The following is a 15,092-nucleotide window of genomic DNA, read 5'->3' as shown; positions in this document are numbered from 1 at the left end:
TGGGCTGAGCTGCGGTTTTCGCCGGCCCACCGATGGACGGTCGACGATGCAGTTCAGGAATGCCGAAGGTCATTGAGGCCATCCCGTGAGTCGTCCGGCGTGGAATTTCTGATTGCGGGGCGAGCCCGCCTCGAACTGGCTGGCTATCGGGAAATAGCTCGGCAGGAAGGCCGCCAGCGTGGCGTCCTGCTCGTCCTCCGACACGTCTCCGTCATGGAAGTCGTTGAGGCAGAAGACGTCGTTGGACCGCGTGGCGAGCATCCGGTTGAGCTTCTTCACCTGTTCGCTCAGGCCGACGTTGACGAAGCCGCCCGCGATACGGCCCGGCACGCTGCGGCCGGTGTAGTAGCCGAAGTAGTGGTGCAGCGACGAGGCGACCGACACGTCGGTGGCATTGCGCAGCTGGTTGCCCGCGGTGTTGCGCAGCGCGTCGGCGAACTCGGTCTCCAGGTCGCGCATCACGCTCCGGCGCAACGGATGCGGCGCGTGGATGAAGGAGTTCACCAGCACCCGGCCGAACTTCTCCGACAGCAGCCGCCGGTTGTTCTTCGCCGCCATGCGGCTGAATTCGTCCTTGTCGTTGATCGGACTCAAGGGGATGGCGTTCGACGACATGAAGTGCTTCGACATCCCGTTGCCGAGGAAGAACAGGCTCGGCTGGATCGGTCGTGCCGCGAACACGTCGTCGTTGAAGTAGAGGAAGTGCTCGGCGAGACCGTCGATGTGATGGAGCCGGCTCTCGATGGCATGCGAGTTGTACGTGGGCAGCTGCCCCTCGCCGGCGAAGATCTCGGTGTGGTCCACCACGCGCACCCGGGGGTGGGTGGTGTCCAGCCACGACGGGACCTGACGGTCCGTCACCAGGTAGATGTTCCTGATCCAGGGCGCGTACATGTCGAGGGACCTGAGGGAGTAGCGCAGCTCGTCCCGGTTGCGGAACCGCGCGGCACTGGTCGCCGCGTCCTCGGTCTCGATGCCCTTGGCCGCGAGCACGGCGTTCTTGCGCTCCAGCCACGCGACGTCCGCGCCGTCGACCCAGGTGTACACGGCGTCGACGGGGAACGCGATGTCGTGATGGAGATCGTCGTTGAACGCCTGGATCGTCGGGTACCGGCGCCCGGCCAGCACCATCGAGTCCAGGCGCAGCGCCTCCTTGGGCAGCCGGGCGCCGATGAGCGTCCGGAAGGGCGAGACGATGTGGTCGGGGTCGGTCTCGTCGTCGTCCCAGAAGGCGACGGTGCAGCCGTACGTGGCCCCGAGCCGCAGGGTGCGGGAGGGGGTGACCACGCTCTGGTAGACCCGGACCCCCGCGCAGGGGGTCTTCGCGTGTCCGGTCGTCAGGCCGCCGAGCGTGGTGACGACGGCGTCGTCCCGCTCGTTGAGAAGGGCCACGTACACGGCCTGCCGCGTGAAGCTGCGGCCGAACGCCTTCAGGGCCGCCTCCCGGTGGTTGGCGTGCACGGCGACGGTGTGCCGCACCTTGGTCGTCCGGGTGACGAAGTACGGGATCCCGGCCGCCTCCAGGGCGGTCGCGACCATCGCCAGGTTGGCCTGGATGATGTCGTGGGGGGTCTCCGCCTCGATGATGCGGCACACCTGCCCGCCGTCGCGCACGAGGCCGCCGCCACGGCGCAGCATGCGCTCCTCGGCCGTCGCGAGCTCTTCGGAGTTCTGCGTGCTGCGCGGCGCGGTGGCGGCCGCCCTGGCCTGGCCGTCGGTGCCCGACGTCAGCGAGTGGACCGCGATCCGCGCGGCCTTGCGCCTGTCGCGGCGCCCGGAGGCGCGGTCCTCCTCCAGGCTCGCGAAGAGGCGGTCGAAATTGCGGTTGTAGCGGAAGCCCGCCGCGACCTCCGCGGCCTCGGCTCCCATCGACCAGCGCAGGTCGGTGTTCTCGATCATCTCGAGCAGTGCCCCGGCCAGGGCGTCGGTGTCGCCGGGGGTGACCAGCAGGCCGGTCCGCCCGTGCTCCACGACCTCTCGCGGGGCGGTCGGGCAGTCGTAGGCGACCACGGGGACACCGGCGGCGTGGGCCTGCATCAGGAAGAGACCGAGCGCGTCCTCGGTCGCCGCGCTGAGCGCGATGCTCGTCTTGGCCCACTCCTCGGAGAGGTCGGCCGGCGCCTCGCCGACGAACTGGACACTGCTGTGCAGGCCGAGCTCGTCCCGCTGTGCCCGCAGCGCCTTGCCGAGCGGACCGTCGCCGATGATCCGCAGGGTCCAGGTGGGGTGCTGCGGGCTGACCTTGGCCCACGCGGTCAGCGCCTGCGCTATGCCGAAACGTTCCTCCATGCGGGCGACGAGCGTGACCATGCGGGTCTCGAGCGTCGACCGGGGCCGGAAGCGCCGGGCGAGCGCGGGCCGGGCGACGATGAGCGGCGGCAGCGCCTGTCCGAAGGTCTCGGTGAACCACTGGCGCGAACGGACACGCGGCAGGGCGAGCGCGTCGCAGCGCACGAGGTGCCGCAGCAGCGGCTCCGTGGCCGGGCCGGCCGCCTCGTGAGCACCCAGTTCGTAATGGACGGCGATGATGTGCGGCGGCAGGAAGCGCGCGACGTACGCGAGGAGCGCGGGCGACGTGGTGATCAGGACGTCCGCGTCGAGGTGGCGGAGCGCGTGCTCCATCTCGATGTCGGCGAGCCGGTGGAAGTGCTCGTCCCAGCGGCGCTCGACGATGTCGCTGGGCAGGGCGGCCAGAGCCGTCTCGGCGTCGTCGGCGAGCCCGGACCGGCGCACGGCCCGGGACTTGAGCGACTCGATGAGGAACGTGACGTCGACACGCGGGTCCGGGGACTCGAAGCGCCGGCGGCGCTCCTTGAACACACTGATGATCCGGACTTCCTCGTGCCGGCCCGCGAGGGCCGTGGCGTGTCCGAACACGGCGCGCTCCGCGTCACCCAGGACATCCGCCCGGGTCAGCAGAAAAGCGACTCTCAAATCTCGTTCCTTAATCAGCCCGGTCGCCGTCACTGCAGGTGAGCCTGAAGCTCCCTGCCGGCGTGTACCGGGGTTCGATCCTCATCAGGACGCCGCGGCGCGGTGACACGAGGATCTTGCGCATCGTGAACACCCGCCCCGGTGCCTGTACGTCGTGAAGCCGCCTGGCGAGACGGAGGGGCGCGCCCCGGTCCGGGTGCACCATGACGTCCCAGTGCTCGCGCCGGCCGCCGGCCGGCAGCATCTCCGCGAGCGGCACTTCGAGCCGCCAGACACCGGGCTGCACCTCGGCGAGTGAGCGTCTCACCCTCCGCCCCGCGGCCACGACCTCGGCCCAGGGAGCGGTCGCCCGGGTACCGAGCACCCGCAGATCGACGTCGATGCGCGCGTGCTGGATGTGCACCGCGGCCACCTCCGCCGCGGGCCGGACCTTGGTGCACACGACGCGCGCGTCACCGCGCACCGTACGTCCGAGGCGGTAGCGCTCCGCGGTGAGCGGCGAGCGGGCCATGGGCCCCGTCGCACCCTTGCGCGGCGTGGTCGGCTCGGCCAGCGTGAGCGGCAGCCGCACGCCCCGGCGCCCCGAGCGCACCTCGAGACTGAGCTTCCAGCGGCCCCGGCGGACCGGCACGCCGCCCGCCTCGGCACCGAGCAGCACCGCGGCGTCCATGAGCCAGGGCCCCTCGGGGTCGGGGTACACCCGCGCCGGGCGGCGGTGCCGCCGCAGCCCTCGCCGCAGGACGATCTCGGCCGTCTCCGCCTGGGTCACGGACGCGGGCAGCTCGGCATGCAGGTTCACGGTCTGCCCGTCGAGCAGCGCGGCATAGCGCAGCAGCGCCGTCCGCCCCAGGCGCCGAGGAAGGAAGAACCCGGTCATCAGCGACGCCCGGTACGCCGAAAGCCGCCCGAGGGTCCATCGGCGCGCGGCGCGCACGGCCCGTCCCGGTCTCATCGGGCGCCTCGTCCCACCTGCGAGAGACGTCGCGTCGGAACGCTCTCCGCCTGCTCCAGCTCACACGGGCTCGGCACGGGAAAGTACGAGTCGAGGAAGCGGGTCACCATCCGGGCTTGGGCCTCTCTGTCCTCCGGCACCACGGTGTCGTTGATGCAGAACGTGTCGAAGTCCCGCTGGGCGAGCAGTCGGTTCATCCGGTGCTCCGCCTTGCTGTCGCCGATGTCGATGTAGACGTAGCGCAGGTCGCCGACCGTGGCGCGGGCGGAGTTGTACGCGTAGTAGTGGTGCAGCGACGAAGCGACGGGGATGTCGTTCGAGGAGCGGAACCGCGAGTGCTGGGTCACCCAGTGCGCCCGCTCGTAGACCTCCTCGATCTCGGCGAGGACGCTGCGCCTGAGGGCGTGCGGGGTGTGCTTCATCTTCTGGGAGATCACGGTGCCGAACTGCTGGGCGATGAGACCGCGGCTGTTCTTCCCCGCGGCGTCCACGGGCAGGTCCTGCGGCTTGATCTGGCCGGACGGGATCAGCGCCTTGGACATGAAGAACTTGGACAGCCCGTTCGGGTGGAAGAACCGGTCCGGCCGTACCGGCCGTCCGAAGAAGACGTCGTCGTTCAGGTACAGGAAGTGCTCCGCGAGTCCCGGGATGTGGTGCAACTGGCTTTCGATCGCATGCGAGTTGAAGGTCGGCAGGGCCGTCGGATCACTGAAGATCTCCCGGTGGTCGATCACCTTCAGGCCCGGATAGCCGGTATCGAGCCAGCCGGGTACCTGTCCCGCGGTCACCAGGAAGATGTTCCGGACCCAGGGCGCGTACTGGTGGATCGACCGCAGGGAGTAACGGAGTTCGTCCCGGCTGGTGTAGCGCGCGTCGTTCGTCGCCTGCTCGTGCAGCGACGCCCGGCCGATGGCCAGCGTCCGCTCGGCGGCGGTCTTGCCCGCGCGCCACACCGGGTCCGCGTCGTCGACCCAGGTGTACACGACGTCGATCGGGTAGAGGTGGTCGCCGATCAGCGAAGCGGTGAACTCGGGCAGGGTGCGGATCCGTCCCGTCCGGTACAGCGACGGGACGGGGCTGAAGAGGCTCTGATCGGCCTGACGGCGTTCGGTGAGCAGCGGCGTGCTCGCGACCACCGGGTTGGAGCGCGGCGCGACCAGCTCGCCGTCGACCTCGTTCCAGAACTCCAGTTCGCATCCCGACTCGTGGCCGAAGACCAGGTTCTCCGTCGGGTCGCAGACGTTCCAGGACAGCCGGAGCACCTGCCGCGAGCGGAGCCTGCGCCAGGTCTTCGTCGACCTTCCGGTCAGCGGCGTTCCCTCGGGCACCGCGCAGACGTAGCCCGGGTTGCGGCCGAAGACGAGCTGGAGCACTTCCTCCACGTCGGCACGGAACCCGGCGGGAACGGCGACGCAGGGCACGGACCTGGCCGTGCCGCGCACGGCGAAGTAGTCGATCTCGGCGTCCTCCAGCACCGCGACGAGCAGGTGGAGGTTCCTGGCCCGCGCGGCCCACTCGGTGGCCCCGGGGACGACCGTGGCCAGAACGTGCCGGCCGTTGGACTGCACGACGCGCATCGGGGGGTGGCCCTCGCGCACGTCCGGACCGCTCCGGCCGCTCAGCGCGGCCTTCACCAGCGCCGAACGGAACGCGTCGAGGGCGGCGAGGGTACGGATGACGGCGGTCCGCAGCGGGCGCGGCACGCGGCGCACGATGCGCCGACGTGCCCGCACCGGCACCAGGGATCGATATGTCGATACCAGGGCACTGTTCTCGGGGTTACCCGGGCTCACCACGGCTCCTCAGCGTCTTCCAGAAAAGGGCTGAGGCCCCCCTCACACCCAAAGTGATCACACAGGCGGGATCAACCGGCCCCGAGCCGAGGAGATCGCGTCACGGAATATTCACATCCCAGCTACCGGCTGTCCACTTTTCGCCCCCGCCAGACACAAACGTGAGACGCGATTCACTGAACTTTCCATCAGGACAGGAGTAATGCCCGTCTTGTACCCCCTGACCGGGCGGCCCCCGGTCTTTCGCGCCCGGGATCGCCCGTCCGGCACCTCCCGAGAGGGCGGCTCCTCCGGTCCCGAGGCGCAGGCACGAGACCGACGCCCCTGGACGCACATACGTCCGAACCCGTGTCTATAGTGCAGGTCAGCCCGGCAATGCACGGACCGGCCACTCCCCCCACCCGAGTCCTCGAGCCATCGACATCCGCCCGTACCAGGGCACGACCAGCTAGGACCCGGACCAGGATGAGCCATGTCCCGACGCCCCAGAACCCCGCCCCCGAAGCGCCGCGAAAGGGCGGCGGCGGAAAGCGGAGCGCCAAGCGCGAGCGGACCGGCGGCCGTCGCACGGGCAGGAAGATCCTGCTGGGTCTGACCGTCCTCGTCCTCGCGGCCGGCGGCACCGGCTACTGGCTCTACAGCGACCTCGACAGCAACATCAAGGGCGTCGACCTCGACAAGGCCATCGGTGACGACCGGCCGGCGAAGCTGCCCACCTCCGGGCAGAACATCCTCGTCCTCGGATCCGACTCGCGCGCCGGCGCCAACGCCGCCCTCAAGACGGGCAACGTCTCCGGGGCGCGTTCCGACACCGCGCTGGTGATGCACATACCCGAGGGCCGCCAGAAGGCCGTCGCGGTCAGCATTCCGCGCGACACCCTGGTGACCCGCCCCGAGTGCACCGAGGCGGACGGTTCGAAGGTGCCCTCCGCGCAGCGCGTCATGTTCAACTCCATCTACTCCCAGGTCGGTTCGGCCTGTGTGGTGAAGACCGTGGAGAAGATCTCCGGGATCCGCATGGACCACTACATGGAGATCGACTTCGCCGGCTTCAAGGACCTGGTGGACGCGATAGGCGGGGTGACCGTCACCGTCGGCAAGGACATCCACGACAGCTCCAGCGGCCTCGACCTCGCCGCGGGCACGCACCGCCTGAACGGCACCCAGTCCCTGGAGTTCGTGCGGACCCGGCACGGCATCGGCGACGGCAGCGACCTCGGACGCATCGGCCTCCAGCAGCAGTTCATGATCGCGCTCCTGTCCGAGATCAAGAAGCAGGACCTGCTGGGCAGCCCGGCGAAGACGTACAAGATCGCCGACAGTCTGACCCAGGCCCTCACCACCGACTCCGACCTCGCCTCGCTCACGGCGCTGGCCGAGTTCGGCCGGAGCATGAACGGCGTCGACCCGTCCACCATGGAGACGATCATGCTCCCGGTGGCGTACGACAAGGTCGACCCGAACCGGGTGGTGGCGGCCGAACCGCGGGCGTCGACCCTGTGGAAGGCGCTGCGCACCGACTCCGCGATCCCCGAGTCGGCGAAGAAGTCGCCCGCCACCGGCGGGAGTTCCTGACCTGCTCCGACGGACAAGGGCCCGGCCGGTACCCGTTCGGGTACCGGCCGGGCCCTTGTCCGTGTGAGCGGTGTCAGACCGCCCGCCATGCCTCCAGGGCGATCCCCGGCTCGTCCTTGCGCCGGGTGACGCGGAGTTCTCCGGTTCCCGGGGAGAGCGTCGCGGCGACCACCCGGCCCTCCTCGTCCTCCGTCAGCGACAGCAGGGCGTCGGCGGGGAGTTCGGGCCCCGACTCCGTCCACCACGCGCCCGCCGACTCGTCCTCGGTCGGATAGGCGGCGAAGGCCACCCGGCCGCTCGCCGCGCGTTGGGCGAGCAACGTGCAGTCGTGGCCGTCGAGTTCGCAGCGGATGACACGGACGGGACCCGGGCCGGCCGAGGCCAGCAGGGGCACGGGCCTGGTGCCGGGACGCCAGACACACACATCGCCCGAGTCGTCGGTGAAGAAGAGCGTGGTGGAGCCGGCGGAGGTGGTGAGCGCCTGGAGGGTGTCCGGGCGGACCGGTGCCTCCAGCGCCTCGTCCAGGGCGGGTACCGCGCCCGGCTCCTCCTGGCTCCAGTGCAGAAGGCCGCCCGCCACGGCCGCGTACAGCTCGACCCGGCCGGACATCCCGGTCACGGCCGCCAGGTCGCCCCGTACGTCATGCCCCTTGAGGTCGCGCCAGGGCCCCCAGCCGCCCTTCTCCTTCTGGGCGATCATGCTGACCCCACCGCCCTTGTTGCGCACGAAGACATGGGCGCGCCCCTGGGCGTCGACCGCGACGGCGGGGTTGCCCGTCCGGTCCCCGGTGCGGTTGGGGTGACCGATCGGGTTCCAGTCCAGGGCGGCGAGGTCCGGCCGGAAGTGGGTCGAGTGGACGAGACCCGACTCGCCCTTGACCGTGGGGCGCCAGGAGACCAGGTGGGTGTAGCGGTCGGGTCCCTGCCCCAGGGCCAGTACGGAGTGCAGGCGCTGTTCGCCCCCCACCGTGCGGGCGGAGCCCCAGGGGCCGCCGGGTCCGTGCTCCGCCCGGCAGCGGACGGTGGCCTCCGACAGCAGGTACACACTGAGCCTGCCGTCGCGACCGCGTATGAGCCAGTCGACGTTCACCGGTTCACCTTAATCGGGGGCGGCCCGCCCGGTGATCCGGGGGATGCCTCTTGCCGGATCGAACGCCCCGCACCCGTCAGCCGTTCGCCGGCGCTCGGCGCCGCGCGGCAGCCCGGCGCGGAAGCCGTTCGTGGCCGGGACCGCGTCCGTCATGACGCGCGGCCGGGCCGGTGGCCGCCTCTGGCAGGGTGAAGCCATGACGACTCTGCTCATCGTGGACGGTGCCAATGTGGTCGGATCCGTGCCCGACGGCTGGTGGCGCGACCGGCGCGCGGCGGCCGTGCGGCTCCGGGACCGGCTGGCCGGCCTTGCGGAGGCCGGGGTGCCCGGTCATCCCGGTCCGCTGGACATCGTCCTCGTCGTGGAGGGCGTCGCCCGGGGGGTGGCCCCGGTTCCCGGCGTCCGGGTGGACGAGGCCCCGGGCGACGGTGACGACCGGATCGTGGAGCTCGTCGCCGCGGCACCCGGCCGCCCCCGCCTGGTCGTCACGGCCGACCGCGAACTGCGGCGGCGGGTGGGCGAACTGGGCGCGAAGGTCACGGGTCCCCGGACCGTGCACCGGGCGCCCGAGGACTGACCGGCTCGCGCCGGGCCCCGCACCGCCACGTACCAAGCGCGCGCGTTCGGGTGGGCGCGGAACGTACGGGGCCCCGCGCCCGCACGCCGGGACGCGGGAGGCACGGGGCCGGTACGGACATCGCCGGGTGGTTACCCGGCCGCGCCGCCGGGCGGGGTCCGGGTGCCGTCCGTACCCGTCTCCGGGTGGCGCTCCAGGAGGCTGTGCCTGCGCCCGTAGAGGAAGTAGACGACGACGCCGACCACCATCCAGATCGCGAACCGCAGCCAGGTCTCCGCGGGCAGGTTCAGCATCAGCCACAGCGTTGCGAGGACCGACAGGATCGGCACCCACGGCACCCACGGGGTGCGGAAGGCGCGGGGCAGGTCGGGGCGGGTGCGGCGCAGGACGACGACGCCGACGGCGACCACGATGAAGGCGAAGAGCGTGCCGATGTTGACCAGTTCGGCCAGCTCGCTGAGGCTGGTGAAGCCCGCGAGGATCGCGATGATCACACCGAGCAGGATGGTCGGCCGGTGCGGGGTGCGGAACTTCGGGTGCACGCGGGAGAAGAAGCGCGGCAGCAGTCCGTCGCGGCTCATCGCGAAGAAGACACGGGTCTGGCCGAGCAGCAGGATCATGCAGACCGTGGTCAGTCCGACGGCGGCGCCGAAGCTGATGAAGCCCGCGTACCAGGGGTGCCCGGTGGCCTTGAACGCGTCGGCGAGCGGGGCGTCGATGGACAGCTCGCTGTAGTGCTGCATGCCCGTGACCACGATCGACACGAGGACGTAGAGCGTGGTGCAGATGATCAGCGAGCCGAGGATGCCGCGCGGCATGTCCCGCTGCGGGTTCTTCGTCTCCTCGGCGGCCGTGGCGACCACGTCGAAGCCGATGAAGGCGAAGAACACGACGGACGCCGCGGTGAAGATGCCCATCACGCCGAAGTTGGTCGGCGCCCAGCCGAAGATGAGCTGGATCAGCGGTGACTTGATGCCGCTGCCCGCCTCCACGGCCTGCGCGTCGGGGATGAACGGCTTGTAGTTGTCGCCCTTGATGAAGAAGGCGCCCGCGATGATCACGACCAGGACGACGGTGACCTTGATCGCGACGACCAGCGTGGTGATCCGGGCGGAGAGCTTCACGCCGATGACGAGGATGGCGGTGAGCACCAGCACCAGCGCGGAGGCGAGGATGTCGAAGCCGAACCCGGTGGCCCCCTCGCGCCCGCTGAGCGATTCGGGCATGTGCCAGCCCGCGTTGTCCATCAGCGAGCGCACGTAGCCCGACCAGCCGACGGCCACCACCGCCGTGCCGAGCGCGAACTCCAGGACCAGGTCCCAGCCGATGATCCAGGCGGGCAGCTCGCCGAGGGACGCGTAGGAGAACGTGTACGCGGACCCCGCGACCGGGACCGTGGAGGCGAATTCCGCGTAGCACAGGGCGGCCAGGGCGCAGGCGACACCCGCGGCGACGAAGGCCAGCGAGACCGCCGGCCCCGCGTTCTCCTTGGCCACCTTGCCGGTGAGGACGAAGATGCCGGTGCCGATGATGACGCCGACACCGAAGACAGTGAGGTCCAGAGCGGACAGCGACTTCTTGAGCGCGTGCTCCGGTTCCTCGGTGTCCAGAATCGATTGTTCGACCCTTTTCGTCCTGAAGAGGGTGTTGCTCACGGACGTACCTCCCACGCTTGTCGTCCTCCGACATGATCGAGAGGGCAGGTAGCACGTATGCCCCGACGCGGCGCGTATCACGCAGACGGGCCGGTTTCACCACCCGTACAGGGTGCTGAAACCGGCCCATCGGCCGTGCCCGGAGGCGTCAGTCGCGCGCGGGCTGTACCGCGTCCACGGCCTGCGCGGCGCTGCTGTCGAAGCGGCCGTCGAGCTTGGCGACGAGGCCGGTGACCTGCCGGGCGATGTCCGGCGCGGTCAGCCCGATCTCGGCCATGACCTCGGCGCGGGAGGCGTGGTCGAGGAAGCGCGGCGGGATGCCGAAGTCGCGCAGCGGGATGTCGACGCCCGCGTCGCGCAGCGCCTGCGCGATCGCCGAGCCGACACCGCCGACCCGGGAGTTGTCCTCGACGGTGACGACCACGCGGTGCTGCTCGGCGAGCGGCGCCATGGCCTCGTCCACCGGCTTGACCCAGCGCGGGTCCACGACGGTGGTGGAGATGCCCTGGCGGTCCAGCAGAGCGGCGATCTCCAGGCACATCGGGGCGAGCGCGCCGACGGAGACCAACAGCACGTCGGGGGCGTCGGTGCCGGGCTCCCGCAGGACGTCCATGCCGCCGATCCGGCCCACCGCGGGGACGGCCGGGCCGACCGCGCCCTTGGAGAAGCGCACCACGGTGGGCGCGTCCTTCACCTCGACGGCCTCGCGCAGCTGGGCACGCACCTGGTCGGCGTCGCGCGGCGCCGCGAGCCTGAGGCCCGGGACGACCTGGAGGATCGACATGTCCCACATGCCGTTGTGCGAGGCGCCGTCGGTGCCGGTGACACCGGCGCGGTCCAGGACGAAGGTGACACCGCACTTGTGCAGGGCCACGTCCATCAGGACCTGGTCGAAGGCGCGGTTCAGGAAGGTCGCGTAGACGGCGAAGACGGGGTGCAGTCCGCCGGTGGCGAGGCCGGCCGCGGAGACGGCGGCGTGCTGCTCGGCGATACCGACGTCGTAGACCCGCTTGGGGAACGCCTTGGCGAACCGGTCCAGGCCGACCGGCTGGAGCATCGCGGCGGTGATCGCGACGATGTCCTCGCGCTCCTTGCCGAGCGCCACCATCTCCTCGCCGAAGACGGAGGTCCAGTCGGCGCCGGAGGAGGCGATCGGCAGGCCCGTGTCCGGGTGGATCTTGCCGACGGCGTGGAAGCGGTCGGCCTCGTCCTGGAGGGCCGGCTGGTAGCCGCGGCCCTTCTCGGTCAGGCAGTGCACGATGACCGGGCCGCCGAAGCGCTTGGCGCGGGCGAGCGCCGACTCCAGGGCCTCGATGTCGTGGCCGTCGATCGGGCCGACGTACTTCAGGCCGAGGTCCTCGAACATGCCCTGCGGGGCGATGAAGTCCTTCAGGCCCTTCTTCGCGCCGTGCAGGGTCTCGTAGAGCGGCTTGCCGACGACCGGCGTGCGCTCCAGGAGGTCCTTGCCGCGGGCCAGGAAGCGCTCGTAGCCGTCCGTGGTGCGCAGGGTCGCCAGGTGGTTCGCGAGGCCGCCGATGGTCGGCGCGTACGAGCGCTCGTTGTCGTTGACGACGATGACCAGCGGGCGGTCCTTGGCGTCGGCGATGTTGTTCAGCGCCTCCCAGGCCATGCCGCCGGTGAGCGCGCCGTCACCGATGACGGCGACCACGTGGTCGTTCCGGCCGAGGACCTCGTTCGCCTTCGCCAGTCCGTCGGCCCAGCCGAGGACCGTGGAGGCGTGCGAGTTCTCGATGACGTCGTGCTCGGACTCGGCCTGCGCCGGGTAGCCGGACAGACCGCCCTTCATCTTCAGCCGGGAGAAGTCCTGCCGGCCGGTGAGCAGCTTGTGGACGTAGGACTGGTGTCCCGTGTCCCACAGCACTCTGTCCTTCGGTGACTCGAAGACGCGGTGCAGGGCGATGGTCAGCTCCACGACACCGAGGTTGGGGCCGAGGTGGCCGCCGGTCTTGGAGACCGCGTCGACGAGGAAGGTCCGGATCTCCCCGGCCAGCTGGTCGAGCTGCTCCAGGGTCAGCCGGTCCAGATCGCGCGGTCCCGTGATGCGGGTCAGCAGCGCCACCCGTGCCTCCTTGCAGTGATCGAGCTGTTGCCGGGTTCGTCGAGTCTAATGTTCCGCCTTTTCGGGCGCGGGCCGGGTCTGGCGATCCACGCCACACGAACGGCCCAACCGGACGGAATACGCGTTCCCGTCCGGACGTGGCTGCGCCCGGCGCCTCGACGGGCACCGGACGCGACTGTGCCCGGCACCGCCATTGGTGCCGGGCACAGGCCTGGGTGGGTGGAAACCCTACGCGCGACCCGCGGTCTTCTGGGTCTTGCGGGTGACGGCGTCGATGACGACCGTGGCGAGCAGAACGCCACCGGTGATCATGTACTGGACCGGCGAGGCGATGCCCTGCAGGGCCAGACCGTACTGGATCGAGACGATCACCAGAACACCCAGCAGGGCGTTCCAGGTGCGGCCACGGCCGCCGAAGAGGCTGGTGCCACCGATGACGGCCGCCGCGATGGCGTTCATCAGGAGGTCACCGGCGCCCGCGCCCTGGTTGGCGGAGGCGATCTTCGAGGCGATGAACAGACCGCCGACGGCGGCGAAGGTGCCGGAGATCGAGAAGACCGAGATGCGGATCAGCTCGACGTTGATACCGGCACGACGGGAGGCCTCGACGCTGCCACCGAGCGCGAAGATCTTCCGGCCGAACGTGGTGCGGCGCAGAACGAAGTCCGTGACCAGCAGGACCGCGAGGAAGATCACCACGGCGAGCGGCAGACCCTTGTACTGGTTGTACATGATCGCCACGCCGAAGCTGAGGATGCCCAGCAGCACCGTGCGGGCGATGGTCTCGCTCACCGGGCGGGACGGCACACCGGCCGCCTCGCGACGCTTGTTGCCGAGGAACGAGCTCAGGAAGAACCCGGCGGTCACGACCACCGCGAGCGCGTAGGCGGCGGCGACATCGGTGAAGTAGTAGCTGGTCAGCTTGGCGACGACGCCCTCGCTGTCCAGGTTGATGGTGCCGTTGCTGCCGAGGATCTGGAGCATCAAGCCGTTCCAGAACAGCAGACCCGCCAGGGTGACGGCGAAGGCCGGCACCCCGATGCGCGCGAAGACGAAGCCCTGGACCGCGCCGGCGACCGTGCCGGTGAGGATGGCCAGGACGAACGCCAGCCACTCGTTCATGCCGTGCGTGACGCTGAGCACGGCGAACGTGGCGCCGGCCAGACCGGAGAGCGAACCGACCGACAGGTCGATCTCACCGAGCAGCAGCACGAAGACGATGCCGACCGCGATCATGCCCGTGCCGACCATGGCGACGGAGATGTCGGAGAGGTTGCCCGCGGTGAGGAAGTTCTCGTTCAGGCTCGCGAAGATCGCCCAGATGACGATCAGGCCGATGACGACCGGGATGGAACCCAGGTCACCGGACTTCATCTTGCGCTTGAACTCGCCGACGTAACCGGCGAAGCCCTGCTCACGGACGAGCAGGCGCGGGTCGACGGCGGTGACCGCCTTGGCGGCCGCCTCCGGGTTCGCCACCTCGTGGGAACCGGTCTCAGAAGTCTTGTCGATGCTCACTTCTGAGCCTCCCCGCTGCGCGCCGCACGACGGGTCACGGCGTTCTCCGTGGCGCCCGTGATGGCGGAAATGATCTCTTCCTGCGAGGTCGACTTGACCTCGAAGATGCCGTTGTTGCGTCCCAGACGCAGAACGGCGACCTTGTCGGCCACGGCCTTCACGTCAGCCATGTTGTGGCTGATGAGGATCACCGCGTGGCCGCGCTCGCGCAGCCGCTCGACCAGGTCGAGAACCTGGGCGGTCTGCTCGACGCCGAGGGCCGCGGTGGGCTCGTCGAGGATGACGAGCTTGGGCTCACCGAGCATCGAACGGGCGATCGCCACGGTCTGGCGCTGACCGCCGGAGAGCGAGGCGATCGGGATGCGGACGCTCGGGATGCGGATGGACAGCGTGTCCAGCAGCTCGCGGGAGCGGCGCTCCATCTCGACCTCGTCCAGGACACCGCGCTTCTTGAGCTCGCGTCCCAGGTAGAGGTTCCCCACGACGTCGATGTTGTCGCAGAGCGCGAGGTCCTGGTAGACCGTCGCGATGCCCAGGTTCTGGGCGTCGTGCGGGCGGTTGATCTGAACGGCCTTGCCGTCCCATTCGATGGAGCCCTCATCGATGGGGTGCACGCCGGCGATCGTCTTCACCAGCGTGGACTTTCCGGCGCCGTTGTCGCCCACCAGGGCGACCACTTCACCGGCGTGGACCTCAAGCTCTACATCGGTGAGCGCCTGGACGGCACCGAATCGCTTGGAGACCCCGCGCAACGCCAGAACAGGCGTAGCGGACACGTGAACCATCTCCTTCGCCGCCTGACCCGGCGGGAGGTTGTGCAGAAGTATGCGGTGGGGGTTCCGTCCGGTGCCCCGCTTAGCTTGCGGGGCTGTTGGATGCGGGGCACCGGAGGAGCTTTGGATCACACGAGCCACGTAC

The 15,092-nt window shown here is 70.1% G+C and carries 10 protein-coding genes; 2 read left to right on the top strand and 8 right to left on the bottom strand.

The genetic code is table 11. From position 1 onward, the window contains the following. Window positions 1-69 precede the first annotated feature (69 nt). Genes ACFYW9_RS16230 through ACFYW9_RS16220 form a run of 3 tightly spaced genes read right to left on the bottom strand, consistent with a single transcriptional unit; the run spans window position 70 to window position 5,682 of the window. Window positions 70-2,934, bottom strand: coding sequence for a stealth conserved region 3 domain-containing protein (locus ACFYW9_RS16230; protein ID WP_389150050.1), 2,865 nt, complete (start codon window positions 2,932-2,934; stop codon window positions 70-72). Between the two features lie 10 nt (window positions 2,935-2,944). After that, entirely contained in the window at window positions 2,945-3,886 is a 942-nt protein-coding gene (locus ACFYW9_RS16225; RefSeq protein WP_389150047.1) for a hypothetical protein, read from the bottom strand. Further along, window positions 3,883-5,682 (bottom strand): stealth family protein, encoded by a 1,800-nt coding sequence (locus ACFYW9_RS16220; protein WP_389150044.1) that lies wholly within the window; start codon window positions 5,680-5,682, stop codon window positions 3,883-3,885. Before ACFYW9_RS16220 ends, ACFYW9_RS16225 begins: the two co-directional genes overlap by 4 nt. 462 nt (window positions 5,683-6,144) lie before the next feature. On the opposite strand from ACFYW9_RS16220, the gene ACFYW9_RS16215 reads away from it, so the two are divergent. Further along, complete coding sequence (locus ACFYW9_RS16215) at window positions 6,145-7,254, top strand: LCP family protein (protein WP_389150040.1); 1,110 nt, start codon at window positions 6,145-6,147, stop codon at window positions 7,252-7,254. Between the two features lie 73 nt (window positions 7,255-7,327). On the opposite strand, the gene ACFYW9_RS16210 is transcribed toward ACFYW9_RS16215, so the two are convergent. Further along, window positions 7,328-8,344, bottom strand: coding sequence for a hypothetical protein (locus ACFYW9_RS16210; RefSeq protein ID WP_389150037.1), 1,017 nt, complete (start codon window positions 8,342-8,344; stop codon window positions 7,328-7,330). Window positions 8,345-8,540: 196 nt separating this feature from the next. On the opposite strand from ACFYW9_RS16210, the gene ACFYW9_RS16205 reads away from it, so the two are divergent. Further along, entirely contained in the window at window positions 8,541-8,921 is a 381-nt protein-coding gene (locus ACFYW9_RS16205; protein ID WP_351861478.1) for an NTP pyrophosphohydrolase, read from the top strand. A gap of 131 nt (window positions 8,922-9,052) precedes the next feature. Here ACFYW9_RS16205 and ACFYW9_RS16200 read toward each other — a convergent pair whose 3' ends face one another. From ACFYW9_RS16200 to ACFYW9_RS16185, 4 genes are all read right to left on the bottom strand, one after another. Beyond that, window positions 9,053-10,576 carry an amino acid permease gene (locus tag ACFYW9_RS16200; RefSeq protein WP_389150034.1) on the bottom strand — a complete coding sequence of 508 codons (1,524 nt, stop codon included), beginning with the start codon at window positions 10,574-10,576 and terminating at the stop codon, window positions 9,053-9,055. A 148-nt stretch (window positions 10,577-10,724) separates the two neighbouring features. Beyond that, a complete protein-coding gene (gene dxs / locus ACFYW9_RS16195; RefSeq protein WP_389150031.1) occupies window positions 10,725-12,656 on the bottom strand; it encodes a 1-deoxy-D-xylulose-5-phosphate synthase in 1,932 nt (643 codons plus the stop codon). 228 nt (window positions 12,657-12,884) lie between these two features. Then, window positions 12,885-14,174 (bottom strand): sugar ABC transporter permease, encoded by a 1,290-nt coding sequence (locus tag ACFYW9_RS16190; RefSeq protein WP_351861483.1) that lies wholly within the window; start codon window positions 14,172-14,174, stop codon window positions 12,885-12,887. Then, on the bottom strand, window positions 14,171-14,959 hold the full coding sequence (locus ACFYW9_RS16185; protein ID WP_037621840.1) for an ATP-binding cassette domain-containing protein: 789 nt from the start codon (window positions 14,957-14,959) through the stop codon (window positions 14,171-14,173). The genes ACFYW9_RS16190 and ACFYW9_RS16185 overlap by 4 nt, the downstream gene beginning before the upstream one ends. Window positions 14,960-15,092: the final 133 nt, after the last annotated feature.

The sequence above is a fragment of the Streptomyces sp. NPDC002698 genome (assembly GCF_042888945.1).
Classification (GTDB): domain Bacteria; phylum Actinomycetota; class Actinomycetes; order Streptomycetales; family Streptomycetaceae; genus Streptomyces.
This window is presented reverse-complemented; position numbering and strand designations above follow the sequence as displayed.